A 26,192-nucleotide genomic window follows, 5' to 3' on the forward strand; every position below is an offset into this window, starting at 1 on the left:
CTGCGAGGGCTTCGCCATGAGAAGCACAGATCTGCACGACCCGTACAACCTGCAACGTTTTGTCCAGGCTCAGGACCCGGTGTTCGAACGGGTCCAGCGTGAACTCGAGACGGGCCGCAAGCGCAGCCACTGGATGTGGTTCGTCTTCCCGCAATTCGCCGGGTTGGGCGGCAGCGAGATGGCCCGGCGCTTTGCCATTGGTTCAGCCGAGGAAGCCCAGGCGTATCTGGCCCAGGAGCTGCTCGGGGCGCGGCTGCGCACTTGCACGCAACTGGTGCTGAATGTGCCGCAGCGCTCGATTGCAGACATTTTCGGCCATCCCGATGACCTGAAATTTCATTCTTCGATGACTTTGTTCGCCCAGTTCAGCGCCGAGGACAGCCTGTTCCATCAGGCACTGGAGCGCTACTTCCACGGTATTCTCGATGAATGGACGCTGCAATTGCTCGACTCAAAACAGGCCCAGTTGCCCACCGATCAGGGTTGAGAAGTCGTCGTCGACAAACGGCAGAATCGCATCCGCCACCGGTTGCAGCTGCCGAGTGATGTAGTGGTCGTAGTCGATAGCGGCGCGGCGCACCTCCAGCGGCTCCGGGCCGGCCAGGGTGATGACGTAGCTGATCCAGCCGCCGTTCTGATATTGCCGTGGCCGCCCGTGCTCGGCGTTGTATTCGTCGGCCAGCCGCGCCGCGCGGACGTGCGGCGGCACGTTGCGTTCATAATCGTCGAGGGTGCGGCGCAGGCGCTTGCGGTAGATCAGCCGATCGTCGAACTCGCCAGCGAGCGTCTTGCGCACGTAGTCGCGCACGTAATCCTGATACGGCTTGCGCTGAAAAATCCGCTCATACAGCTCTTGCTGAAATTGCCGGGCCAGCAGCGACCAGTCGGTGCGCACGGTTTCCAGGCCCTTGTAGACCATTTCCTCGCTGCCATCGGCGCGGGTGACCAGTCCGGCGTAGCGCTTCTTGCTGCCCTCCTCCGCGCCGCGAATGGTCGGCATCAGGAAGCGCTTGTAGTGAATCTCGAACTGCAATTCCAGCGCGCTTTCCAGCCCGTATTCCTCACGCACATGCGCGCGCCACCAATCATTGACGTGCTTGACCAGCGCATGGCCGATCTGCGCTGCTTCTTCCTGACCGTGCAGGCGGCGCAGCCAGACGAAGGTTGAATCGGTGTCGCCGTAGATGACCGCGTGGCCCTGTTCTTCGATCAACTGGCGGGTGCGCAGCATGATCTCGTGGCCGCGCAAAGTGATCGACGAGGCCAGCCGGGTATCGAAAAAACGGCAACCACTGGAGCCGAGCACACCATAGAAGGCGTTCATGATGATCTTCAACGCTTGGGACAGCGGCGCGTTGTGTTCGCGCTTGGCGGTTTCGCGTCCTTCGGCCACCCGCGCCACGATGGACGGCAGACAATGCCGGCTGCGCGAGAAGCGTGCGCCACGAAAACCCGCTACCGAGTCAGCGTCGTCCGGGTGTTGCAGGCCCTCGATCAAGCCCACCGGGTCGATCAGAAAGGTGCGAATGATCGACGGATAGAGGCTTTTGTAATCGAGTACCAACACCGATTCGTAAAGCCCCGGGCGTGAATCCATGACAAACCCGCCGGGGCTGGCCTGCGGTGGATTGGTGCCCAGATTGGGTGCAACGAAGCCCTGGCGATGCATCAACGGCATGTACAAATGGGTGAACGCGGCGACCGAACCGCCGCTGCGGTCGGCCGGCAAACCGGTGACGCTGGCGCGTTCAAGCAAAAACGTCAGCAGTTCGGTCTTGGCGAAGATCCGCGCGACCAGTTCGCAGTCCTTGAGGTTGTACTTGGCCAGCGCCGGTTTGTCCTCGGCGAACATGCGGTTGATCTCGTCCATGCGCTGGTATGGGTTGTTGATCGCCTTGCCTTCGCCGAGCAGGGTCTGCGCGACGTTTTCCAGGCTGAACGAGGGAAAACTCCAGGTCGCCGAACGCAACGACTCGATGCCATCGATGATCAGCCGCCCCGCTGCCGAGGCGAAGTAGTGATTGCGGCTGCCGTGCTCGCGCCACTGCATTTCTTCGCCGCCACGACCGATCTTCAGCGGCACGCCGAGACGCCGTGCGTGTTCATGGAGGATGCGCAAATCGAACTGCACGACGTTCCAGCCAATGATCGCGTCAGGGTCGTGGCGGGCGAACCAGTCGTTGAGCTTCTTCAGAATGAGCGTGCGCGAATCGCAGTATTCAAGGTCGAAATCGACAATGCTGGCGTCGCCGTTCGGCGCGCCGAGCATGTACACCTGGCGCTCGCCACAGCCTTCCAGCGCGATGGAGTACAGCTCGCCGTTTTCGGTGGTTTCGATGTCGAGTGAGACCAGGCGCAGTTTCGGCCGGTAAGTAGGGTCGGGTTTCAGTTGGGCGTTGATCAGTACGCCGTCAGCATCAGGCGTGCCGCCAAACAGCACCGGCGCGGTGATGAAGCGCTCCATCAGATAGCGTTCCGGGGGGCGCACGTCGGCTTCAAAGACGTCGACGCCGGCGCGGTTGAGCGCGGTTTCGAGGCGCATCAACTGGCCGTGCTGCTGGCAATACAGACCGAGCACCGGACGATGCTGAAAATCCAGCAGCGCCAACGGTCGCAGTTCCACATTCTTTTCATCGTGCAGCAGACGCTCGGCCGCTTCCCGCTGGGCGGCGGGAATAAACGCCACCGATGGCTGATGCGCCAGACGCACACGGCGCGGCCCGGCGTCGGTCGCCAGCCAGAACTCGACTTCGGTGCCGGCCGGCGTATCGCGCCAATGCCGGGTCAGGACGAAGCCCTGCTGTAAATCCACCACTGCGACCTCAACGTTTCAATCAGAGCGCCATTCTACGCAGCATTTGTGGCGAGGGGATTTATCCCCGCTGGCCGCGAAGCGGCCCCGCTTTTAATGAAAGGGCCTGCTGCGCAGGCCAGCGGGGATAAATCCCCTCGCCACAGATAAATCCCATCACTACAGATAAATCCCATCACCACAGATAAATCCCATCGCCACAGAAAATCCTCTGCCACAGATAACCCCCCTTGTTACAGATAAATCCCTTGGCCACAGATGCTTCATTTACCGATACAAAGATGTTTTTTCCGGCAAATGGCGTTTTTTGCACGCTAACTGCCGCTTTGCCACCTTGCTCTGCGCGGCTGCGTCTACGATGCTTGATGAACAACGACAACACCTGAGTAACCGCCATGAAGACCGTCGCCCAACTGCTCAAGCTCAAAGATCAGAAAAATCAGGAAGTGCACCAGATCAAACCCGATCACATGGTGCTCGAAGCGCTGATGAAGATGGCCGAGAAAAACGTCGGCGCCTTGCTGGTGGTCGAAGACGACAAAGTGGTCGGCATCATCAGCGAGCGCGATTACGCACGCAAACTGGTACTGCACGGACGCTCTTCGGTGGGCACGCCAGTACGCGACATCATGGTCAAGGACGTGATTACCGTGGATACCCGACAAACCGTCGACACCTGCCTGGGCATCATGTCGGACAAACGCCTGCGCCACCTGCCGGTGGTCGAGGACGGGCAACTGATCGGTTTGCTGTCGATCGGCGACCTGGTGAAAGAGGCAATTGCCGAACAGGCCGAGCTGATCAAACAGCTGGAGCAGTACATCCGCGGCGACTGAGCCCACCGCCGTGATCCCCTTGTGGGAGCGAGCCTGCTCGCGAATGCGCCAGGTCAGTGATGATCGTTCCCACGCTCTGCGTGGGAATGCGCCCGGGACGCTCCGCGTCCCTCTAAAGCCGAACGCGGAGCGTCCGTTGAGGCATTCCCACGCAGAGCGTGGGAACGATCTCGCCTTTCAGGCCGGCCAGTGCCGCTCAAACACCGGTGCCAGCACCGGGTGCCGGTCGATCCTTTGCAGCCACGCATAAAAGCCCGGGCGGGTCTGGCGCAGGTGTTCGCGGCTGCCGGCCCAGCGGCTCACCACGGCCGCCAGCACATCCAGTGCGCCGGGCGTTTCATCATCCAGATACAGCTCCCCGGAAAACTGATCGGCAAACACCTCCCAACTGAAGTGCAGGCGCTGGCGGGTGCCGGCGATCAGGTTTTGCCGTGCGCTCTCGTCGGGCGTGCTCAACCAGCGCTCGGGGTAATCGATGATGCCGACCGCTGCGTAGCAATTGCTGACGATATAGGCGAGGCCGCGAATCGCCTGATCACGATCGGCAGCCTTGCTCGGCAGCAGGCCGGACTTGGGAAACGTCAGGCCCAAGTGAATCAGGATCGCCGCACTTTCGGTCATGGCGCTGCCGTCCGGCAGTTGCAGGGTCGGTATCTGTTTCAGCGGATTGAGTTTGCCCAGCGCTTCGTCGGCCTCGGCGCTGGCTTCGGTATCAATGAAGCGATAGGCGATCTGGCACAACTCCAGTGCCGCCTCGATGGCAGCCGCGCCGGAATTCTTGTGCCCGTAGAGCTGGTACATGTCCGTTCCCCCAATAAGGCCTTTGCACAGGGTAGATGGCTGGCTGGCATGACGTAGAAAATTCTGCAAATGTGTCGTGATTGGCACGCTTTTCCCATGCACTGCCGACTTGCGAAATCAACCTTCGCCAATCAGCGCTGGCGGTGCCCATCCCGCACCAAGAGCATTCATCGAACGCTATCCGCGTTCTTGTAAGGTGCGACAGCGAACCAAAAGTTCGCCTGTCCGAGCTGGCAACAAGGAGTTCACCCGTGAATCTTCAAATGCTCCGCCGTACGACATACCCGACTTACTCGCAAATCCAGCCCCAAGTTCAGCCGAACCTATTCAGCCTGGCGCGCTTCTCCTTTATTACCTGAAACCCAATGCACACTTTGCGTGCCTGGCGATCGAGCGATCGCCGGGCGCCGAGTGTTATTTATTTTTTAAATACGGCAATTAATAAAAGGCACAACAACAAGATTCTCGAACAATGACTACCCGTCATTGAAGCTGCACCAAAAGCGCACGCCCAAATGTGATGCAGTTACCAATACTCCAGAATCAAAATAAGGAACTTGTCCCGTGAGCCGCTGAATGACTGACCTGCACCAAATCGATTCGCTACGCACCGATAGGTGCTAAGCCTGATCACCGAGCAGCCGCTCTATCCCGTCGATTGGCGTGATACAGCGTTCCCTCTGACTCGCTCTGGAAAAAGCCCTTCTGCGAGGACTTGAGAACCGCTTCGCGCTGAATAAACCGTATGCGAATTTGAAACTTATATAAATGCGACATCAGTAACACCGAAGATATGCGTTCAACCGGTTTCAGCAACATCTGGCACACCTGTTGCAAACTGTAACAAACCTGAGACAGCTCACGTCTCCGCACAACAACAAGCCACGGAATGGATAATGAACAATCGATATAGATGCTACTAAGCCATTAAGTTTGTTCGAGGCCGTTTAAACAGATAGTCCAACTATCGGCTCGCGTACACCTTGAAGAAAGTTGCACCCACTCACTCGAACATCAGCCATATGTTCGGACGGCACCTTATTGCCCTTCATCTGACCCGAGGGAGCTTTAATGAACGATGCGGTAAAGCACAAAACCCTGCCGGGGCCGTTGCAGCAAGCGCCGGTCCCGCCGGCAACGGGCAAGCCGGCGTTTGCAGCCAACACGTCACGACCCGGCGGGTTGAACAAACCACAGATGCTTTTGCTGATCGCGGTATCGGCGCTGATACACGGCGGCGCGTGGTGGTTCTTCCATCAGGCGCGGCCGGAGCCACTGCCGACGCCGCCGGAAATTCCGGAAATGACCGTCGAGTTGACCAGCCCGACGCCTCCGGCCCCACCGACACCGGAACCACCACCGCCGCCCCCGCCTCCACCGCCGCCGGAACCCGAGCAGCCGGTGGAAGACGAGGACGCGGTCAAGCCGCCGCCCAAACCGGTGGAGAAGTCCAAGCCAATCGAAAAACCAAAACCGGTCGAGAAACCCAAACCGGTGAAGAAAGTCGAGCCACCGAAAGCGCCGCCGGCCCCGGCGCAACCTGCCGCACCTGCGGCGCCGACGACACCGAGCGCACCACCGGCACCACCTGCTGCGCCCGCTCCGGTCAAGGAGTCGGCGGCGATTTCCGGCCTGGCCAGCCTTGGCAACCCGCCGCCGGAATACCCGTCGCTGGCGCTGCGCCGCAATTGGGAAGGCAGCGTGGTGCTGCGCATTCAGGTGCTGGCCAACGGCCGTGCCGGTGCGGTGACGGTGACCAAGTCCAGCGGCAAGGCGCAACTGGATGAGGCGGCCGTCGCGGCGGTGAAGAACTGGAAGTTCATTCCGGCCAAGCGCGGTGACACGCCGATCGACGGCTTCGCCACCCAGACCATCGATTTCAAATTGCCGCAATGACGGCGCAACCGACTCATTACTGATTAACGCAAGCGAGGTGTAGCCATGAACGATTCACTGTCTTCGATGATTGTCCCCGGTGTGCTCTGGGGTCTGGTGCTGTTTTCCGTGGTCAGTTGGGCGATCCTGCTGGTCAAGTCGGCCCAGTACCTGCGCCAGAAAGCGCAGAACAAACAGTTCGCCAAAGCCTTCTGGAGCGCGCCGGACCTGCTCACCGCCGCCGAACACGCCAGCCAGTATCCGGGCTCGCTGGCGCGCATCGCCAGCAGCGGTTTTGAAGCCCTGCTGGTGGAAGATTCGCCGCGTACCACGCAGCAACTGGCGCACACCATCAACCGTTCCGATCGCTTGGAACGCAACCTGCGCCAGCAGATCCAGAAGGAACGTCGCTCGCTGGAAAACGGCCAGGCGATCCTCGCCAGTATCGGCAGCACCGCGCCGTTCATTGGTTTGTTCGGCACCGTGTGGGGAATCATGGAAGCCCTGCAAAGCATCGGCGAAACCGGCTCGGCCAGCCTTGAGGCGGTCGCCGGGCCTATCGGCCACGCGCTGATCGCCACTGGCGTGGGCATCGCCGTCGCGGTGCCGGCGGTGCTGATCTACAACTTCTTCCTGCGTCGGCTGAAACTGGCCTCAGCGGACATGGACGACTTCGCCCACGACTTCGACGCCCTCGCCTCGCGCAGTGCCTTTTCCATCAGCCGCCAGGCCATTGCCAGCAAAAGCACCACCGCCGTGCGGGAGGCTAGCTGATGTCGTTTTCCACTCAAGACAGCGATGAAGTGCTCAGCGAAATGAACGTCACGCCGCTGGTCGACGTGATGCTCGTGCTGCTGGTGGTGTTCATTGTCACCGCGCCGCTAATGACCAACGCGATCAAGGTCAACCTGCCGAAAACCGACGCCGTCGCCCCTGCCGAAAAGAAAGACCCGGTGGTGGTCAGCGTCGATCAGAACGGCAAGTTCTATCTGGCCAAGACCGAACTGGCCCCGGAATCCCTCGAGGCCAATCTAAAGGAGGTCAAGGCCAAGGACGCCGACGTGCGCGTGCAGTTGCAGGCCGATGCCGCCGTCAATTACGGCCAGGTGGCCAAGGCGATGGCATCGATCGAGCGCTCCGGCATCAGCAAGATTTCGGTGATGACCACCCACTGAGTGCGGTGCCGGATGGGTGTTGAAACATCCGCCCGGCGCCGCTGAAAGAAATCCCGTCGCACCCGGCCGACCGAAAAAACGCCACGCGTCTTCGGAGGGGATCGGCTTGCTTGAAGAAAGTGGTTTTCCGCGCGCGGTATCACCGGAAGCGGAGCAATGAGCGGCTCACAAGGCCAATTCGATAACGTCTGAAAATCGGAAACAACCATGCTGATGAACACTCCACGCTTCACGCTCAAACCTTTGGTGGCAACGATGTCTCGCCACCGTTTCGTTCCGCTGTATCTGGTGGCCATGGGGATGGGCGCCGGGACCGTGCAAGCGGCCGAGGACGACAACAGTGCCACGCCGGCAGCCGCTGTCGTGGCGGCGCCGACCACGCAACTGCAACGGGTCGAAGTGACCGGTTCGGCGATTCGCCGGGTCGATGCGGAAACGGCGGTGCCGATCACCATCCTCAAGGCTGACGAGCTGCGCAAACAGGGCGTGACCACCACCGCCGAACTGGTGCAGCGCATCACCGGCAGCCAGTCGATCAACAACAGCGCCGGCTCCGTCGGCGCGGCCACTGGCGGTGCGTCGTTTGCCGACATGCGCGGCATCGGCGCGAACAAAACGCTGGTGCTGCTCAACGGTCGACGCCTGGCCAATAACGCCCTGTCGGGGACCAACTCGGCCGGCGGCGCGGTGGATCTGAACATGATCCCGTTTGCCGCCATCGAACGCGTGGAAGTGCTGCGCGACGGCGCCTCGGCCCTGTACGGCACCGACGCCATCGGCGGTGTGATCAACTTCATCACCAAAAAATCTCTCACCGATGGCGCCCTGACCCTGGGCGGCGAAACGCCGACCCACAGCGGTGGCGGCGCGACCAAGGACATGAGCGCCAGTTGGGGCTACGGCGATCTGGAAGAAGACCGCTTCAACGTCCTCGGCGTGTTCAACTACAACAAGCAGCAGAACCTCGACGCCAACGACCGCTCCTTCGCCACCGACTATGCGCCCGGTCGCGGTCTCGATCAGACTTCCGGCACCGCGTTCCCCGGCAACTACAGCCAGAACGGCAACGCCACCAACCCGTTGGCCAACAGCAATTGCAACGGCCCCAACCTGATCGCCCGCGACGGCTTGTGCCGCTTCAGCACCCGTGAATACATCGATCTGGTGCCGCAGACCGAGAAGACCTCGTTCTTCGGCAAGACCACCGCCAAGCTCGGCGATGATCACAACGCCAACCTTGAATATTTCTGGTCGCGCAACAACAACGCCGTCGCCGTCGGCCCGGCGCCACTGACTGGTCTGAGCCTGGATTCCTCGTCGCCGTACTACCCCGGCAACGGCATCACCCCGGCGCCCACCGATTTCGCCCTCGACCCGACGCAGCCGGTCGATGTGAACTGGCGTGAAACCGCTGCCGGCCCGCGTGAATCGAAAGACCAGAACACCAGCCAGCGCTTTCTGCTGAGCTTCGATGGTCTGGTTGGCGGCTGGGATTACAACGTCGGCGCCTCGTACAACCAGAACAAAATCGTCTCCAGCGTCACCAGTGGCTATGTCAGCGATCAGGCGATGATTGACGGCCTGGCCAGCGGTTTGCTCAACCCGTTCGGCCCGCAGACCGCTGCCGGCCAGCAGTACATCGATGCCGCCGCCTACCACGGCGCCTACTCCACAGCCGTGGGTCGCGTCGCCGGGTTCGATGGTCGCGTCAGCCGTGAAATCGGTGACTGGTTCGGCGCAGGTCCGTCCGGCCTGGCTCTGGGCGGCGAGTACCGCAAGGAGAAATTCCATCAGGACTTCGAGTCGTTCGCCGGCGACATCCAGAGCCTCGGCATCGACCCGGCCGGCAGCGTCGAGGGCGACCGCAGCGTCAAGGCCGCCTATGCCGAACTCAACGTGCCGGTGCTCGACAGCCTCGAACTGTCCGCCGCTGTGCGCCACGACAAATACAGCGACTTCGGCAGCACCACCAACCCGAAATATTCGTTCCGTTATCAGCCGATCAAAGAGCTGGTGGTGCGTGGTGCCTACAGCGAAGGTTTCCGCGCGCCATCGCTGTACGAGCTGTATTCGCCGCGCAGCATCACGTTCACTCAGGGTTACTACAACGATCCGGTGCTGTGTACCGGCGGCGTGGTGCAACCGGGCGGCAACGGCGGCCGCGATTGCGGTCAGCAGTTCCTCAACCAGATCGGTGGCAACGAAGATCTGGCCCCGGAGAAGGCGCGCAACGTGACGTTGGGCTTCGTCTACCAGCCGATCAGCAATCTGTCGGTGGGTCTGGATTTCTGGTGGATTCACATCTCCAACCAGATCCAGCCGTTCCCGGAATCCACCGTGTTCGATCAGGCCGGCGCCTATCCGGACCGCTTCGTGCGCAACGCCGACGGCACGCTCAACTACATCGTCACCGGCAACGCCAACCTCGGCATCGTCGAAACCAATGGTGTCGATGTGTCGCTCGACTATCGCTTCCCGAACACGCCGTACGGTCAGTTCGGCCTCGGCCTGCAAGGCACCTATGTCGACGAGTACGACTTCCAGAGCACCATCAAAGGCCCGTTCACCGACAAGGTCGGCGACTTTCAGGGTGACGGCGTGATCGCGCGCTGGAAGCACAACCTCACCGGCAGCTGGAGCCTCGGTGCGGCGCGGGCAGCGCTGACCAACCGCTTCACCACCGGTTACAACGATTACGACCGCGAGACGCACGCGCGGGTGGCGTCGTATTCGGTGTGGGATCTGTCGGCCGGTTACACCTTCAACAAAGTGCTCGACGTTGATGCCGGAATGAAGAACGTTTTCGACCGCAACCCGCCGTTCTCCAACCAGGCCTACAACTTCCAGAGCGGCTATGACCCGCGCTACACCGACCCGCTGGGCCGGACATTGTTTGCGCGCATGACTTACCACTTCTAACCCGAGATAAAGCGCATCCCCCTGTGGGAGCGAGCCTTTGTGGTGAGGGGATTTATCCCCGATGGGGTGCGAAGCGCCCCCAAGACCTGCCGACGCGGAGAATCAGAAGTACCGCATGCATTGATCTTGCGACTGCTGCGCAGCCGATCGGGGATAAATCCCCTCGCCACAAGGGCTCGCTCCCACCGGGGGTCCGGGTTCCTTCAGGGATTTCAAGGGTGACTTCATGAGTTTTTTGCGCAACATGGCTGGCCTGCTGCTCGGCAGTGCGCTGCTGTGCTTCGGCACTTCGGCGCTGGCCGGCGGCAGTTATGCGCTGACGGTGTACGGCGAGGCGCCGAAGTATCCGGCCGGCTTCAAGCATTTCGATTTTGTTAACCCCGACGCGCCCAAGGGCGGTTCGCTCAGCCGTGCGTCGATGGAGATCGGTCAGTACAACTACATCACGCCGTATGCCGATCAGGGCATTTCGGTAGTGCAGGTCAATGACTGGGTATACGCGCCGCTGGCGTTCCGCTCGCTGGACGAGCCCTACACGGTTTACGCTCTGGTCGCGCAGCAGATCGAGCGCGACCCCGAGGGCTTGTGGGTGCGTTTCACCCTCAACCCAAAGGCACGTTTCGCCGACGGCGCGCCGATCACCGCCGAAGACGTGCGCTACACCTTCAACCTGCTGATGACCAAGGGCAGCCTGAGTTACCGCCAGCAATACGCCGACGTGCAGGACGTGCTGGTCGAAAGTCCACGGCAGGTCCGTTTCACCTTCAAGAACAACCTCAATCGCACCCTCGCGCTGGATCTGGCGACGCTGCGCGTGCTGCCCGAGCACTGGTGGAAAACCCGCGACTTCGCCAACGGCGGCGGCTTCGAGCCACCGCTGGGCAGCGGCCCGTACCGGGTGAGCAAGGTCGACGCCGGGCGCAGCATCAGTTTCCAGCGTGACCCGGACTGGTGGGGCAAGGACCTGCCGGTCAGTCGCGGCATGTACAACTTCGACAGCCTGACGGTGAATTTCTACGGCGACACCGACGTCGCCCGCCAGCTGTTGCAGGCCGGCGCGTTCGACTACAACCGTGAGTTCTCCTCCTCTGGTTACGTGGTCGGCTATGACAGCCCGGCACTGCGTGACGGCCGCTTGCAGCAGTCGATCCTCGCCCCGGACAAACCCACCGCCGCTCAGGGCTTCGTGTTCAACCTGCAGAACCCGTTCTTCAAGGATCGCCGCGTGCGTCAGGCGATCAGCCTGCTCTGGGATTTCGAGTGGACCAACAAACAGATGATGCGCGGCTTCTACGTGCGTCAGAACAGCTTCTGGCCCAAGAGTGAAATGGCCGCCAGCGCCCTGCCCGATGCCGAGGAATTGAAGATCCTCGAACCGCTGCGCGGCAAGGTCCCTGACGAGGTGTTCACCACGGTCTATGAAGCGCCGAAAACCGATGGCAGCGGCTACATCCGCGACAAGCAACTGCAAGCGCTGAAGCTGCTCGCCGAAGCCGGTTGGACGGCGAAAAACAATCGTCTGGTCAACGCCGCCGGCGAGCCGCTGGAATTCACCTTTCTCGATGGCCAGGGCGGCTTCGATCGCATGCTGCTGCCGTTCAAACGCACCCTCGCGCAGATCGGCATCACGCTCAATCTGCGCCGCATCGATTCGGCGCAATACATCAACCGTCTCAACGCCCGCGATTACGACATGATCGTCTGCGCGTTCCCGCGCAGTGGCGATCCGATCGTCTCCCCGGGCCGCGAGTTGTACAGCCTGTACGGCTCGCAAAGTGCCACGCAAGTCGGCAGCTCGAACGCGATGGTGCTGGCCGATCCGGCAATCGATCAACTGATTGACGGGCTGGTCCAGGCCAACAGCCGCGAAGCCATGGTGCATTACGCCCGCGCCCTCGACCGGGTGCTGCAATGGGGTTACTACATGATTCCCAACTACTACTCCAAAGGCACGCCGACGGTGTATCAGAACCGCTTCGGCATGCCCGCCGTGCAACCTTCGTATGACGAAGGTCTCAACACCTGGTGGGAAGTCTCGGCCAGGCCGCTGACGACTCAGCAGATGAGCGCTCAGCTTGCGGGAGGCCAGTGACATGCTGCGTTATCTGAGTCGCCGATTGCTGCTGATCATCCCCACGCTGTTGTGCATTCTGGTGGTGAATTTTCTTATCGTGCAGGCCGCACCCGGCGGCCCGGTGGAACAAGCCATCGCTCGCCTGCAAGGCTTTGGCGGGCACAGCATGGGCGGCGGTGGCGAAGTCGCGGCGGTCGGCGGTGCCGGGCGCAGCAGCCGTGGGCTGGACCCGGCGCTGATCGAGGAAATCAAACACCATTACGGCTTCGACAAACCGCTGCACGAACGCCTGTGGCTGCTGCTGAAAAACTACGCACAACTGGATCTGGGCAACAGCTTCTTTCGCGGCGCCAAGGTCACCGACCTGATCGTGCAGAAGCTGCCAGTGTCGCTGTCGCTGGGCTTGTGGGCGACGCTGATCACCTACCTGATTTCAATCCCGCTGGGCATTCGCAAGGCAATCAGGAACGGCAGCGCCTTCGATGTCTGGAGCAGCACGGCGATCATCGTCGGTTATGCGATGCCGGCGCTTCTCTTCGCCATTCTGTTGATCGTGGTGTTCGCCGGCGGCAGCTACGTCAACTGGTTTCCGGTGCAGGGACTGGTCTCGGACGACTTCGCCACACTGAGCACATTGGGCAAGGTCGGCGACTACCTCTGGCACCTCGTACTGCCGGTCACGGCGCTGGTGATCGGCGGCTTCGCCACGCTGACGATCCTGACCAAGAACAGCTTTCTCAACGAGATCAGCCGGCAGTACGTGATCACTGCACGAGCCAAGGGCCTGACCGAGCGGCGCGTGCTGTACGGCCACGTGTTTCGCAACGCCATGCTGCTGGTGGTGGCCGGCGTGCCGTCGGCGCTGATCGAAGTGTTTTTCGCCGGCTCCCTGCTGATCGAAACCATCTTCAACCTCGACGGCCTCGGGCGCATGAGCTACGAAGCGGCGGTGTCGCGTGACTATCCGGTGGTGTTCGGCGCGCTGTTTCTGTTCACCCTGTTCGGCCTGCTGATCAAGCTGATCGGCGACCTATGCTACACCCTGCTCGACCCGCGCATCGATTTCTCGGCGAGGACTGCCTGATGTTCACACTGTCGCCTCTGGGCCAGCGCCGCGTCGCGCAATTCAAGGCCAACCGCCGTGGGCGCTGGTCGCTGTGGCTGTTTATCGGACTGTGCCTGATCTGCCTCGGTGGCGAGCTGATCGCCAATGACAAGCCGCTGGTGATCCGCTACCACGACGCCTTTTACTTCCCGATCCTCAGCGATTATCTGGAAACCGATTTCGGCGGCGAGTTGCCGTTCCAACCGGATTACGCCAGCAGCTATGTGCACAAACTGATCGAGGATCAGGGCGGCTGGATGCTGTTTCCGCCGATCCCGTTCAGTTACGACACGGTCAACTACGACCTCACCGAACCGGCGCCCAGCCCGCCGTCATCAAGCAATTGGCTGGGCACCGATGATCAGGCTCGCGATGTTCTGGCGCGGGTGATTTTCGGCACGCGGATCTCGATTCTGTTCGCGCTGATCCTCACCGCGATCAGCGCGTTGATCGGCATTCTCGCCGGGGCCTTGCAGGGCTACTACGGCGGCTGGGTCGACTTGCTCGGGCAGCGCGTTCTGGAAATCTGGTCGGGGCTGCCGGTGCTGTATCTGCTGATCATTCTGTCCGGCTTCGTCTCGCCGAGTTTCTGGTGGCTGCTGGGGATCATGGCGCTGTTTTCCTGGCTGGCGCTGGTCGACGTGGTGCGCGCCGAGTTCCTGCGGGGGCGCAATCTCGAATACGTGAAAGCCGCGCGCGCGCTGGGCCTGACCGACAGCGAACTGATGCGCCGGCACATTCTGCCCAACGCCATGACTTCCACCCTCACCTACCTGCCGTTCATTCTCACCGGCGCCATCGCCACCCTGACCGCGCTGGATTTCCTCGGCTTCGGCATGCCCGCCGGCACCGCATCGCTGGGCGAGTTGATCGGCCAGGCCAAACGCAATCTGCAGGCACCGTGGCTGGGGCTGACGGCGTTTTTTGCCCTGGCGCTGATCCTGTCTTTGTTGGTTTTCATCGGTGAAGCGTGCCGAGATGCCTTTGATCCGAGGAGCTGACATGCAAGACAACCTGATTGAAATTCGCGACCTGCGGGTGGCCTTCGCCGGGCAAGAAGTGGTGCACGGTGTGAGCCTCGATATTCGCCGTGGCGAGTGTCTGGCGCTGGTCGGCGAGTCCGGCTCGGGCAAGTCGGTGACGGCGCATTCGATCCTGCGCCTGCTGCCTGGCCAGAGCGTCAGCAGCAGCGGAGCGATTCGCTACAACGGCGTGGATTTGCTGCACGCCAGCGAACAGCAGATGCGTGGTCTGCGCGGCAATCGCATTGCGATGATTTTCCAGGAGCCGATGACTTCGCTGAACCCGCTGCACACGGTGGAAAAACAGATCAGCGAAGTGCTGGAAATCCACAAGGGCCTCAAGGGCCGCGCCGCCCGCGCGCGGACGCTGGAGCTGCTGGAACTGGTGGGTATTCGCCAGCCGTTGCAGCGACTCAAAGCCTATCCGCATCAGCTTTCCGGTGGTCAGCGCCAACGGGTAATGATCGCCATGGCGCTGGCCAACGAGCCGGAACTGTTGATTGCCGATGAACCGACCACGGCACTGGACGTGACCGTACAGCAGAAGATTCTTGAGCTGCTGATCGAGTTGCAGCAGCGCCTCGGCATGTCGCTGTTGCTGATCAGCCACGACCTCAATCTGGTACGCCGGATCGCTCAGCGCGTGTGCGTAATGCGTCAGGGCGAGATCGTTGAACAGGCCGATTGCGAGACGCTGTTCCAAGCGCCGCAACACCCCTATAGCCGGTTGTTGATCGAAGCGGAACCGAGCGGCGCGCCAGTGCCCAGTGAGTACGAGCACAACCTGCTGGAAGTCGATGATTTGAAGGTGTGGTTTGCCCTGCCGAAAAAACTCTTCAGCCGCCAGCAGGATTACATCAAAGCGGTGGACGGCGTCAGTTTCACCCTGCAACGCGGCAAGACCCTGGGGATTGTCGGCGAATCGGGGTCGGGCAAGTCGACGCTGGGCCAGGCGATCCTGCGCCTGGTCGAATCAGAGGGCAATATCCGTTTCGGCAACAAGCAGTTGAGCCTGCTCAATCAGCGTCTGATGCGCCCGTTGCGCCGGCAGATTCAGGTGGTGTTTCAGGACCCGTTCGGCAGCCTCAGCCCGCGCATGTCGGTGCAGCAGATCATTGCCGAAGGCTTGCTGACCCACGGCATCGGTAGCGAGGTCGAGCGCGAGGCAGCGGTGATTCGCGTGCTCAAGGAAGTCGGCCTCGATCCGCAAAGCCGCCATCGTTACCCCCACGAATTTTCCGGCGGCCAGCGCCAGCGCATCTCCATCGCCCGCGCACTGGTGCTTGAACCGGCGCTGATCCTGCTCGACGAACCGACGTCGGCGCTGGATCGCACGGTGCAGAAGCAAGTGGTGGAGTTGTTGCGCCAGTTGCAGATCAGGCATGGGCTGACGTACCTGTTCATCAGCCATGATCTGGCGGTGGTGCATGCGCTGGCGCATGACTTGATGGTGATCAAGGACGGCAAGGTGGTTGAACAAGGACCGTCGCGGGAGATTTTCGCTGCGCCGCAACATCCATACACCCAAGAGTTACTGAAAGCCTCCGGCCTGAAGCCTGATGAAGAACCTTGTGGGAGCGAGCCTGCTCGCGAATGCGGTGCATCAGTCACATAAGTGCTGGCTGGCCCGACGCTTTCGCGAGCAGGCTCGCTCCCACAGGTTTGATAGGTGGTGTTTGAAAAATATTTTTCCGGCACTGCATCCAATCGCCTCCGCCACGGGTAGTCCCTGTAACAGCCCACTCTGGTGCTGTCAGCGCCCTTCCCTTTTCGGAGAATCATCGGATGAACATCACCCAGCTGATTGGCTTCACCGGTTTGCTCGCTTTCACCGCGACCGGCTTCGCCCAGAGCAGTTATCCCGACGCGATCAAGGTGCCGGACGGGCACAAGATTGCCCTGGAAACCACCGGGGTTGGCGAGATCACCTACGAATGCCGCGACAAGCCCAATATGGCCGGGCAGACCGAATGGACCTTTGTCGGCCCGAAAGCGGTGCTCAATGATCGCAGCGGCAAACAGGTCGGCACCTATTTCGGCCCGCCAGCGACCTGGCAAGCCAAGGACGGTTCGAAAGTCACCGGCACACAACTCGCCGTGGCACCGTCGAGCCCGGGCAACCTGCCCTATCAACTGGTCAAGGCCAATCCCGCCGAGGGCAAAGGCGCAATGACCGGGGTCAGCTATATCCAGCGTGTCGCGCTCAAGGGCGGCGTCGCGCCGGGCAGTGAGTGCACGATGGCGAACAAGGGCAAGCAGGAAGTGGTGAAGTACCAGGCGGATTATATTTTCTGGGCGGCGAACTGATATTCGGAAGCAATGCACAATCCTGTGGGAGCGAGCCTGCTCGCGAAGACGGAGTGTCAGTCGCCTTATTACTTTCTGACCCACCGCATTCGCGAGCAGGCTCGCTCCCACTGGGAACAATGCATCTGGATGTTTGGGAAATGTGAGCTAGATTGCACCCCATGCCTTTACCCGAATCCGTTTTCGATTATGAAGCCCGCCTCGCCGCCTGTGCCCGGGGCGAGCGCGCGGCTTTGCGCGATTTGTATGTGCAGGAAGGCCCGCGCCTGCTCGGCGTGGCCAAGCGGCTGGTGCGCGATACGGCGCTGGCGGAGGACATTGTGCATGAGGCATTCATCAAGATCTGGCACGGCGCGGCCGGGTTCGACCCGGCGCGCGGCTCGGCGCGGGGCTGGATGTTCAGCGTGACCCGGCACCTGGCCTTGAATCAGTTGCGCAAGCAAAGTCGGGAAACGCCGTTCAGCGAAGAACATGAGACAGCGGCGTCTGATGAGGCGGTCGATGTTCACTCGGCGCGCATTCATCGCTGCCTCGAACAACTGGAACCGCAGCGGCGCAGCTGCATCCTCCATGCCTACGTCGACGGTTATAGCCACGCGCAGATTTCCGCGCGCCTCGACACGCCGCTGGGCACGGTCAAAGCGTGGATCAAGCGCAGCCTCAATGCTTTGCGGGAGTGCATGGGATGACCGGCGAATCAGCGCAGGAACGGGATGAACTGGCCGGCGAATACGTGCTCGGCACCTTGTCCTTCGAACAGCGCATCGAGGTGCAACGGCGCCTGCCGAACGATCCTGAGTTGCGCGCGGCAGTCGACGCATGGGAGCGACGTCTGCTGGAGCTGACCGATCTGGCCGAACCTCAGCAACCCTCGGCGCAGTTATGGCCACGTATCGAGCGCAGTCTCGAACGGCTGACGGTGAAGAAACCACTGACTTCGTGGTGGAATCTGCTGCCACTGTGGCGTGGCCTGAGTGCGGCGGGCCTGGCTGCGACGCTGATTCTGGGCACGATGCTACTGACCCAGACTGCGCCGAAACCGAGTTATCTGGTCGTGCTGGTGGCGCCGCAGGACAAGGCGCCGGGTTGGGTGATTCAGGCGAGCAATGCGCGGGAGATCCAGTTGATTCCGCTAGGGGTGGTCGAGGTGCCGGCGGACAAGGCGCTGGAGTTCTGGACCAAGGCTGACGGCTGGTCGAGACCGGTGTCATTGGGACTGGTCAAACCGGGGCAAGCGTTGTCGGTGCCGCTGGACAAGTTGCCGCCGCTGCAACCGAACCAGCTGTTTGAGCTGACCCTGGAAGGCGCCAATGGCTCACCGATCGGCAAACCGACCGGGCCGATTCAGGCGATCGGGCGTGCGGTGAAGGTGCTCTGAGGCTCTGCTACGCGGTTGTCCGCAACCATCATCGACGTCGATGTTCACCATCACGGCAATGAAGTTCTCATAAAAAATTCCGGGCGTAACATCAGCTCCATACCAACCAACAACACCCCGGAGCACACCATCATGAAACGCCAGACTCTTCTCAGCATTGCTTTCTCGGTTTTCGCAGTTAACGCTTTCGCCGCCACCCCGGCGCACACCATGATCGCCGAAGGCGGTTCGGACAAGCTGATCGAAAGCCGTCTGGCCGAAGGTGGTTCCGATCGTCTGATCGAACGCCGCGTTGCCGAAGGTGGTTCGGATCGTCTGATCGAACGCCGCGTTGCCGAAGGTGGTTCGGATCGTCTGATCGAACGCCGCGTTGCCGAAGGCGGTTCGGATCGTCTGATCGAACGCCGCGTTGCCGAAGGTGGCTCTGATCGTCTGATCGAACGCCGCGTTGCTGAAGGTGGTTCGGATCGTCTGATCGAACGCCGTGTTGCTGAAGGTGGTTCGGATCGTCTGATCGAACGCCGTGTTGCTGAAGGTGGTTCGGATCGTCTGATCGAACGCCGTGTTGCTGAAGGTGGTTCGGATCGTCTGATCGAACGCCGCGTTGCTGAAGGTGGCTCGGATCGTCTGATCGAACGCCGTGTTGCCTGATGCATCACTGCAAGCGCAACACCGCAGAGAAACCCGGCTCCCGCAGCCGGGTTTTTTATGTCTGCGTGTTTTATCCGGCCTTCGCCATGCAGCGCTTGTAACGCTCGTCCACGCGCTTGGCGAACCAGGCAGTGGTGAGTTTGCGGGTGATCTTCGGACTCTGCAGCACAATCCCCGGCAATACCGCGCGCGGTAACGCCTTGCCTTCGGCCCGCTCCGCCAGTTCGAACACGCGTTGATAGAGTCTGGTCTCTTCGAATTCCAGGGTTTTGCCCTTCTCCAGTTGATCGCGAATCGTCGGGTTGCGCATGCCCAGCGACTTGCCGAGGGTGCGCACCGCCAGTTCGGTACTGCCGGGCATGATCGAGTCGTAGCGAATCAGGTCGCCGTCCAGAGTCAGGGGGATGCCGGACGCGCGGCTGACCGCATTCTGAAACGCGGCATTGCGACTGGCGTACCAGCCGGCGTTGAAATCGGCGAAACGATACAACGGCTCGCGGTAATTCACCGGGTAACCGAGCAAATGGGCGATGCCGAAATACATGCCGCCGCGCCGGCTGAACACTTCACGGCGGATCGTGCCGTCCACCGTGTACGGATAATCCTTGGCGTGCTCCTCGGCGAATTCGATGCTGACCTGCATCGGCCCGCCGGTGTGCACCGGGTTGAAGCCGCCGAACAGCGTACGGCCCATCGGCACCATGCCGATGAAGTCGTCGAAAATCGCGCTCAGTTCCTTTTCACTGCGCGCCGCATTCAGACGCTCGCTGTAGCTCTTGCCGTTGGGCGAGCGCACTTGTAAAGCGCCGCTGACCAGCAGGCTGGGGATGTGCACCTTGGCGGCGCGGCGGTCGATTTCGTCGCGGGCGATCTTGCCCAGCCCGGGCACCGTCGGGTCGGCCTGGAAAGTCGACTCCTGCTCGGCCACGGCCAGTACCGAACACAGATTCTGCGTGGTGGTGTTGATGCCTTGCGCGGCGAACGCGGCATATATGTCCGTGGCCCAACCCTGACGGTCGGCAGTTTTTGCCGGCAACAGCCGAACAATTTCCGCCTTCACTTCAGCCGGCGGACGCGGCGCCGGTTCGTTGCTGGGCTGGCTGGCGCAACCGGCGAGCAGTAGCACGGCGCCGAGAGTAATGAGTAATCGCATGTTGCTCCATCCAATCAAATTAGCCACAACACCATACACAACCCCCGTAGGAGCTGCCGCAGGCTGCGATCTTTTGATCTTGCTTTTTGCAGATCAGATCAAGATCAAAATCAAAAGATCGCAGCCTTCGGCAGCTCCTACACGCTGATGACAAACTGATTGCAAAACGTTACTGCGAAACCCTATCATTCGCGCCTGGAGTCGCATTAGCGCAAGGAGTTCCGCGCCGCCCTTATTTTTCTTTGGCCGCTCGCCTCCAGGATCCGACATGCCCGCTTCAGCTCGACTCGGCGCTCCATTTCGCCCGACTTTGCTTGCCCTGCTGTGCTCCCTGACCGTTACCGCCCACGCCGCTGAACAAAACAGCAAAGAGCTGGTGCTCGACGACGTCAACGTCAATGCCCAAGCCCCGACACCCAACGCCCTGCCCCCGGTCTACGCTGGCGGTCAGGTTGCGCGCGGCGGCCAGTTGGGCGTGCTCGGCAATCAGGACATGATGGACGTGCCCTTCAGTGCGGCGTCCTACACCGAGCAGTTGATCCAGGATCAGCAGGCGGAAAACGTCGCCGACGTGCTGCTCAACGATTCTTCCGTGCGCCAGGCCTCGGGCTTCTCCAACCAGGCGCAGGTCTTCATGATTCGCGGCCTGCCGCTCAATGGCGACGACATTTCCTATAACGGCCTGTACGGCGTGTTGCCCCGGCAGATCATTTCCACCGATGCGCTGGAGCGCGTGGAAGTGTTCAAAGGCCCCAACGCTTTCATCAACGGCGTAACGCCGACCGGCTCCGGCATCGGCGGCGGCGTCAACCTGCAACCCAAGCGCGCCGGCGACGTGCCGCTGCGTCGTTACACCACCGACATCAACAGCGAAGGCCGCATCGGTCATCACTTCGATATCGGCCAGCGTTTCGGTGAAGACAACCGCTTCGGCGCGCGGGTCAACCTGTCGCAGCGCGAAGGCGACACCGGTATCGATCACGAGAACCAGCGCTCGAAACTGTTCGCCATCGGTCTGGATTATCGCGGCGATGCGCTACGGGTTTCCGGTGACTTCGCCTATCAGAAGGAACGCGTCAACGGCGGCCGCAGCTCGGTCAACCTCGGCACCGCCACGCACATCCCGGATGCGCCATCGGCGGACACCAACTACGCGCCGAAATGGGGTTACACCGACATCGAAGACACCTTCGGCATGCTCCGCGCCGAGTACGACCTCAACGACAACTGGACCGCCTACGCCGCCGGTGGCGCCAAGCACACCCGTGAAGTCGGGCGCTATAACTCGACCACGCTGGTCGGCAACAGCGGCGCCTCGTTCACCACCGGCTCGTTCGTCCCCCACGATGAGGACAACACCAGCGTCATGGCCGGCCTCAACGGCAAATTCAACACCGGGCCAGTCAGCCACAAGCTGAATTTCGGCCTGACCGGGATTTGGGCCGAGCAGCGCAGCGCTTATGACTTCGACCTGACCCGCTACTCCAACAACATCTATCACCCGATCACTACCCCAGCGCCGGTCGGCAACTTCGCCGGTGGCGATCTCAACGATCCGGGCATCGTCGGCAAGACCTTCAACCGCAGCGTGGCGATTTCCGACACCCTCGGGTTCTTCGACGATCGCCTGCTGGTCACCGCCGGTCTGCGTCGTCAGCAACTGGTGGTGCAGGGTTACAGCTACGCCAGCTACGGCAGCGGCCCGCGTTCGTCGAGCTACGACGAATCGATCACCACTCCGGTGTACGGCATCGTGTTCAAGCCGTGGGAGCATGTGTCGTTCTACGCCAACCATATCGAAGGCCTGGCCCAAGGGCCGACTTCGCCGACCAGCTCCGGCGGTTTCCGCGTCACCAACGGCAACGAGGTCTACGCACCGAAACGCTCCAAGCAGACCGAACTGGGCGTGAAAGTCGACATGGGCACCTACGGTGCGAGCCTCGGTGTTTACCGCATCGAACAGCCAAGCGATGGCTACTGCGAAATTAACAGTCCGACCACTTGCACCTACGTCCGTGAAGGCGAACAGATCAACAAAGGCGTGGAGATGAACGTGTTCGGCGAGCCGATCGACGGCCTGCGCCTGATCAGTGGCCTGACCCTGATGGACACCGAACTGAAAAACACCCTCAATGGCGCCAACGACGGTAACCACGCCATCGGCGTACCGACCTTCCAGTTCAACGCTGGCGTGGACTGGGACGTGCCAGGCCTGCAAGGCGTTGCGCTGAATGCGCGGATGCTGCGCACCGGCGGGCAATACGCCGACGCAGCGAACAACCTCAGCCTGCCAACGTGGAACCGCTTCGATGCAGGCGCGCGTTATGCGTTCAAGGTGTCGGAGAAGGACGTGACGCTGCGATTCGGCGTTGAAAACGTGGCGAACAAGAAGTACTGGGAATCGGCTCAGGGCGGCTACCTGACCCAAGGCGAACCGCGAGTGGCGAAGTTGTCGGGGACGATCGACTTCTAAGCGTCATTGCGTCGCAGAAAAGGCCCCGCAGCTTCACGGTTGCGGGGCCTTTCTGGTTTTTGTGGTGCTTGACCGGACGCTTCGCGAGCAGGCTCGCTCCCACACTGGAATGCGTTCCCTGTGGGAGCGAGCCTGCTCGCGAAGAGGCCGGAACTGGCGACCTGATCCATACTTGCTGCACAGCCACAGGAGGACAGCCCCATGAACCGCAGCGACGTGCTGATCATCGGCGCCGGCCCGACCGGTCTGGTCCTGGCGCTGTGGCTGAGCAAACTCGGCGTGCGCGTGCGCATCATCGACAAGACCTCGGCGCCAGGCACCACTTCCCGCGCTCTGGCCGTGCAGGCACGCACCCTCGAGCTGTATCGCCAACTCGACCTCGCCGACACCATCGTGCGTCGCGGCCATCAGGTCGCTGCGGCGAATTTCTGGGTCAACGGCAAACCGGTCGCGCAGTTGCCCCTCAAGCGCATCGGCGAAGGCCTGACGCCCTACGCGTTTGTCGAGATTTTCCCGCAGGACGAGCACGAACGGCTGTTGCTTGAGCGCCTCGAAGATTACGGCGTCAGTGTGGAGCGCAATACCGCACTGGACAGCTTCGAGGAAACCGGCGACACCCTCACCGCCCACCTGCGCCTGCCCGATGGCCGGCAGGAAGTCTGTCAGGCCTGTTATCTGGCCGGTTGCGACGGCGCCCGTTCGGTGGTGCGCAAAGCCCTCGACACCGACTTCCCCGGCGGCACCTATCAGCAGATTTTCTACGTCGCCGATATCACGGCCAGCGGCCCGGCGCTCAATGGCGAGTTGCATCTGGACCTGGACCAAGCGGATTTTCTCGCGGTGTTTCCACTGGCCGGCGAAGGCCGCGCGCGACTGATCGGCACGGTGCGTGACGAACGCGCCGAGCGTGCCGAAACCCTGCAATTTGCCGACGTCAGCAGCCGCGCCATCGAACACCTGAAAGTGCATATCGAAGACGTGCACTGGTTCTCCACCTACCGCGTGCATCACCGCGTGGCCGAGCACTTTCGCAACGGCCGGGCGTTTCTGCTCGGCGATGCCGCCCATGTACACAGTCCGGCCGGTGGCCAGGGCATGAACACGGGCATTGGCGATGCAATCAATCTGGCCTGGAAGCTCGCCGCCGTGCTCAGCGGTGGTGCCGAACCGAAACTGCTCGACACCTACGAAACCGAGCGCATCGCCTTCGCTCGCCGACTGGTCTCCACCACCGACAAGGTCTTCAGTTTCGTCACCGCGCAGGGTCGCATGGCCGATCTGCTACGGATGCGTGTGGCGCCGTTTCTGCTGCCGAAAATGGCCGGGTTCGAAGCCAGCCGCGAATTCCTGTTTCGCACGGTCTCGCAAGTCACCCTCAACTATCGCGGCATGCCACTGAGCCAGGGTGAAGCCGGCCACGTGCACGGCGGCGACCGCTTGCCGTGGGCGCATGATGGCGAAGGGGATAATTTCGAACCGCTACGGCAGCCATGCTGGCAGGTGCATGTCTATGGCGACACCAGCGACGAGATGATCGCCTGGTGCGCCGAACACCACTTGCCGCTGCACGTCTTCGACTGGCGCCCGGCGTTCAAAACGGCGGGGTTGGGGCGCAACGGGTTTTACCTGCTGCGGCCGGATACCTATGTGGCGATTGCCGATAGCAGCGCCGATCCGAAGGTGATCGAACGCTACTTCCTCGATCACGGCATCCGGCCTTTTCAGTGACCTTCACACTTTGTTGGCCAGCCATTCGTCGGAAAGACCTGAACACCTGTCAACTCTGACAGTGGACGCATTGCGCAGCGCCACCTCTAATCATTGCTCACCGTTTTCAAGGAGCAATCAAGATGGAACTGTCCACCGCAGAACAAGTGCAAGACATAGAGGTCACTGGAACATTAAACGCACTGTTCGAAGTCGCCGACCACCAACCTTTAAATGCTGCTTTGATCGAGTTGCGTTCAACCCAGCGGGTAAAATATGAGTTCCGAGGGAGAACGGAGGCCAACGACAGGTCTTTTATATTTCAAATTTTCAGCGATCTGGAAGATGGAACATATGAAATACCTTCGACCTACTACCAGTACGCCGCATTCTACTTTGCAAATCATGCAGGTTGGACGTACGCATCGCCCAATCAATCAATCTTGCATCTAACGATTTCTGAAAATAAAACTCGTTTCAGTGGAGTAATCAAAGCTGATTTCGATCCAGTCGAACACAAAACTGGTGCTTCAACGCTGTATGTCACTGCGTCGCTAGGTGTCAAACTCAGCAAAGCTCTTTTCTGATAAAAATCGGATCATGGAGACGATCGCAACCTGACGCCTCTGCCTACAAGGAGCAACCATTCCATATAGGCAATGCTGCAAGTTGCGATTCCTTTCTCAGATCCCCGCCAACGCCAGATCCATCGCAAAGTAAGTGAAGATCAGATCCGCCCCCGCACGCTTGATTGCGCCAAGGCTTTCGCGGACCACGCGATCCTCATCGATCGCCCCAGCCTGGGCGCCGAACTTGATCATCGCGTACTCGCCGCTGACCTGATACGCCGCCAGTGGCAGGTTCGAGGCCTGGCGGATGTCGCGGATGATGTCGAGGTAAGCACCGGCCGGTTTGACCATCAGCGCATCGGCGCCTTCCTGTTCATCAAGCAGCGATTCGCGCAGGGCTTCGCGGCGGTTCATCGGGTTCATCTGATAGCTTTTGCGGTCGCCCTTGAGCGCGCTGCCGCCAGCCTCGCGGAACGGGCCGTAGAGTGCCGAAGCGAATTTGGTCGAGTAGGCCATGATCGGAATCTGCGTGAAGCCGGCAGCGTCGAGCGCCTGGCGAATCGCGCGCACCTGGCCGTCCATCGCCGCCGACGGCGCAATCACGTCAGCACCGGCGCGGGCGGCCGCTACGGCTTGTTTGCCGAGGTTGATCAGGGTCTGGTCATTGTCGACTTCGTGGTTGTGCATCACGCCGCAATGGCCGTGATCGGTGTATTCGCAGAAGCAGGTGTCGGACATCACGATCATTTCCGGCACGGCGTCCTTGGCAATGCGCGACATGCGCGACACCAGACCGTCTTCGCGCCAGGTATCGCTGCCGTTGGCATCGAGATGATGGGACACGCCAAAGGTCATCACAGACTTGATCCCGGCACGGGCATAGCGCTCGATTTCACTGGCCAGTTTACGCTCGGGGATGCGCTGCACGCCGGGCATGCTGGTGATCTGCACGAAGTCGTCGATGTCTTCCTCGACGAAGATTGGCAGGACCAGATCGTTCAGGCTGAACTCGGTTTCCTGGAACAGACTGCGCAGGCTCGCATTGCGGCGCAGACGGCGGGGACGTGCTTCGGGGAACTGACTGGACATGGGGCCTTTCCTGAAAACAGCGGATGAGACGAAAGTCGTAGGGGGCGAAGCTTATGCCTTGCGGCGGGTGCGGGACAAACCTGGATCGATCAAGAGAGCGTTACCGGGCTTGTAATAATCCTGCATGTACATTTCAAATTCCTGTGGGAGCTGGCTTGCCAGCGATGGCGGCAGGTCAGTCACCAATGAGGTTGACTGTGCTGGCTTCATCGCTGGCAAGCCAGCTCCCACAGGGGGCATGTGTAC

Annotated in this window: 22 protein-coding genes; 17 read left to right on the top strand and 5 right to left on the bottom strand. The window is 61.1% G+C overall.

The features are described from left to right. The first annotated feature begins 16 nt into the window (after positions 1 to 16). Entirely contained in the window at positions 17 to 487 is a 471-nt protein-coding gene (locus PSH90_RS17250) for a DUF1810 domain-containing protein (RefSeq protein ID WP_305381133.1), read from the top strand. Here the strand turns inward: PSH90_RS17250 and PSH90_RS17255 are convergent. Further along, positions 452 to 2,812 (bottom strand): DNA polymerase II, encoded by a 2,361-nt coding sequence (locus PSH90_RS17255; protein WP_305381134.1) that lies wholly within the window; start codon positions 2,810 to 2,812, stop codon positions 452 to 454. The genes PSH90_RS17250 and PSH90_RS17255 overlap by 36 nt on opposite strands. A 175-nt stretch (positions 2,813 to 2,987) precedes the next feature. After that, positions 2,988 to 3,209: a hypothetical protein gene (locus tag PSH90_RS17260; protein WP_143170064.1), complete on the bottom strand. Its 222-nt coding sequence runs from the start codon at positions 3,207 to 3,209 to the stop codon at positions 2,988 to 2,990. Between PSH90_RS17260 and PSH90_RS17265 the strand changes: the two genes are divergently transcribed. Continuing rightward, positions 3,208 to 3,648 carry a CBS domain-containing protein gene (locus PSH90_RS17265; protein ID WP_041477195.1) on the top strand — a complete coding sequence of 147 codons (441 nt, stop codon included), beginning with the start codon at positions 3,208 to 3,210 and terminating at the stop codon, positions 3,646 to 3,648. The two genes, PSH90_RS17260 and PSH90_RS17265, sit on opposite strands and share 2 nt — an antisense overlap. Positions 3,649 to 3,825: 177 nt before the next feature. Here the strand turns inward: PSH90_RS17265 and PSH90_RS17270 are convergent, their stop codons facing one another. Beyond that, entirely contained in the window at positions 3,826 to 4,449 is a 624-nt protein-coding gene (locus PSH90_RS17270; protein WP_073471360.1) for a glutathione S-transferase N-terminal domain-containing protein, read from the bottom strand. A gap of 1,071 nt (positions 4,450 to 5,520) precedes the next feature. Here PSH90_RS17270 and PSH90_RS17275 point away from each other — a divergent pair. The 12 genes from PSH90_RS17275 (at position 5,521) to PSH90_RS17330 (ending at position 18,955) form a co-directional block, all read left to right on the top strand. After that, a complete protein-coding gene (locus PSH90_RS17275) occupies positions 5,521 to 6,345 on the top strand; it encodes an energy transducer TonB (protein WP_305381135.1) in 825 nt (274 codons plus the stop codon). Between the two features lie 45 nt (positions 6,346 to 6,390). Continuing rightward, a complete protein-coding gene (locus PSH90_RS17280) occupies positions 6,391 to 7,098 on the top strand; it encodes a MotA/TolQ/ExbB proton channel family protein (RefSeq protein WP_041477200.1) in 708 nt (235 codons plus the stop codon). Next, on the top strand, positions 7,098 to 7,499 hold the full coding sequence (locus tag PSH90_RS17285) for a biopolymer transporter ExbD (protein WP_095182129.1): 402 nt from the start codon (positions 7,098 to 7,100) through the stop codon (positions 7,497 to 7,499). Before PSH90_RS17280 ends, PSH90_RS17285 begins: the two co-directional genes overlap by 1 nt. 207 nt (positions 7,500 to 7,706) lie before the next feature. Next, positions 7,707 to 10,418 carry a TonB-dependent receptor gene (locus tag PSH90_RS17290; RefSeq protein ID WP_305381136.1) on the top strand — a complete coding sequence of 904 codons (2,712 nt, stop codon included), beginning with the start codon at positions 7,707 to 7,709 and terminating at the stop codon, positions 10,416 to 10,418. A 226-nt stretch (positions 10,419 to 10,644) separates the two neighbouring features. Continuing rightward, the gene (locus tag PSH90_RS17295; protein ID WP_305381138.1) at positions 10,645 to 12,510 is read left to right on the top strand and encodes an extracellular solute-binding protein; all 1,866 of its coding nucleotides are present in this window, start codon (positions 10,645 to 10,647) and stop codon (positions 12,508 to 12,510) included. A gap of 1 nt (position 12,511) precedes the next feature. Then, positions 12,512 to 13,576 (top strand): microcin C ABC transporter permease YejB, encoded by a 1,065-nt coding sequence (locus tag PSH90_RS17300; RefSeq protein WP_305381139.1) that lies wholly within the window; start codon positions 12,512 to 12,514, stop codon positions 13,574 to 13,576. Then, positions 13,576 to 14,598, top strand: a complete 1,023-nt coding sequence (locus PSH90_RS17305) for an ABC transporter permease (RefSeq protein ID WP_056788667.1) — start codon at positions 13,576 to 13,578, stop codon at positions 14,596 to 14,598. The genes PSH90_RS17300 and PSH90_RS17305 overlap by 1 nt, the downstream gene beginning before the upstream one ends. A 1-nt stretch (position 14,599) precedes the next feature. Continuing rightward, positions 14,600 to 16,234, top strand: coding sequence for an ABC transporter ATP-binding protein (locus tag PSH90_RS17310; RefSeq protein WP_305381140.1), 1,635 nt, complete (start codon positions 14,600 to 14,602; stop codon positions 16,232 to 16,234). Between the two features lie 170 nt (positions 16,235 to 16,404). Then, positions 16,405 to 16,926: a DUF3455 domain-containing protein gene (locus tag PSH90_RS17315; protein WP_305381141.1), complete on the top strand. Its 522-nt coding sequence runs from the start codon at positions 16,405 to 16,407 to the stop codon at positions 16,924 to 16,926. Positions 16,927 to 17,087: 161 nt separating this feature from the next. Continuing rightward, positions 17,088 to 17,615 carry a sigma-70 family RNA polymerase sigma factor gene (locus PSH90_RS17320; RefSeq protein WP_095182134.1) on the top strand — a complete coding sequence of 176 codons (528 nt, stop codon included), beginning with the start codon at positions 17,088 to 17,090 and terminating at the stop codon, positions 17,613 to 17,615. Further along, the gene (locus PSH90_RS17325; protein ID WP_305381143.1) at positions 17,612 to 18,304 is read left to right on the top strand and encodes an anti-sigma factor domain-containing protein; all 693 of its coding nucleotides are present in this window, start codon (positions 17,612 to 17,614) and stop codon (positions 18,302 to 18,304) included. The genes PSH90_RS17320 and PSH90_RS17325 overlap by 4 nt, the downstream gene beginning before the upstream one ends. Before the next feature lie 132 nt (positions 18,305 to 18,436). Next, entirely contained in the window at positions 18,437 to 18,955 is a 519-nt protein-coding gene (locus tag PSH90_RS17330; protein WP_217862971.1) for a phage infection protein, read from the top strand. 70 nt (positions 18,956 to 19,025) lie between these two features. Here the strand turns inward: PSH90_RS17330 and PSH90_RS17335 are convergent, their stop codons facing one another. Beyond that, complete coding sequence (locus PSH90_RS17335; protein ID WP_305381144.1) at positions 19,026 to 20,108, bottom strand: DUF1615 domain-containing protein; 1,083 nt, start codon at positions 20,106 to 20,108, stop codon at positions 19,026 to 19,028. Positions 20,109 to 20,376: 268 nt separating this feature from the next. Between PSH90_RS17335 and PSH90_RS17340 the strand changes: the two genes are divergently transcribed. The 3 genes from PSH90_RS17340 (at position 20,377) to PSH90_RS17350 (ending at position 24,875) form a co-directional block, all read left to right on the top strand. Then, the gene (locus tag PSH90_RS17340) at positions 20,377 to 22,581 is read left to right on the top strand and encodes a TonB-dependent siderophore receptor (protein ID WP_305381145.1); all 2,205 of its coding nucleotides are present in this window, start codon (positions 20,377 to 20,379) and stop codon (positions 22,579 to 22,581) included. 201 nt (positions 22,582 to 22,782) lie between these two features. Then, complete coding sequence (locus PSH90_RS17345; protein WP_252876610.1) at positions 22,783 to 24,309, top strand: FAD-dependent oxidoreductase; 1,527 nt, start codon at positions 22,783 to 22,785, stop codon at positions 24,307 to 24,309. 122 nt (positions 24,310 to 24,431) lie between these two features. Next, the gene (locus PSH90_RS17350) at positions 24,432 to 24,875 is read left to right on the top strand and encodes a hypothetical protein (RefSeq protein ID WP_252867917.1); all 444 of its coding nucleotides are present in this window, start codon (positions 24,432 to 24,434) and stop codon (positions 24,873 to 24,875) included. A gap of 96 nt (positions 24,876 to 24,971) precedes the next feature. On the opposite strand, the gene hemB is transcribed toward PSH90_RS17350, so the two are convergent. Continuing rightward, positions 24,972 to 25,946 carry a porphobilinogen synthase gene (gene hemB, locus PSH90_RS17355; RefSeq protein WP_150634882.1) on the bottom strand — a complete coding sequence of 325 codons (975 nt, stop codon included), beginning with the start codon at positions 25,944 to 25,946 and terminating at the stop codon, positions 24,972 to 24,974. Between the last annotated feature and the right edge of the window lie 246 nt (positions 25,947 to 26,192).

Origin of the sequence: Pseudomonas sp. FP1762 (assembly GCF_030687105.1) — a bacterium.
Classification (GTDB): Bacteria; Pseudomonadota; Gammaproteobacteria; order Pseudomonadales; family Pseudomonadaceae; genus Aquipseudomonas; species Aquipseudomonas siliginis.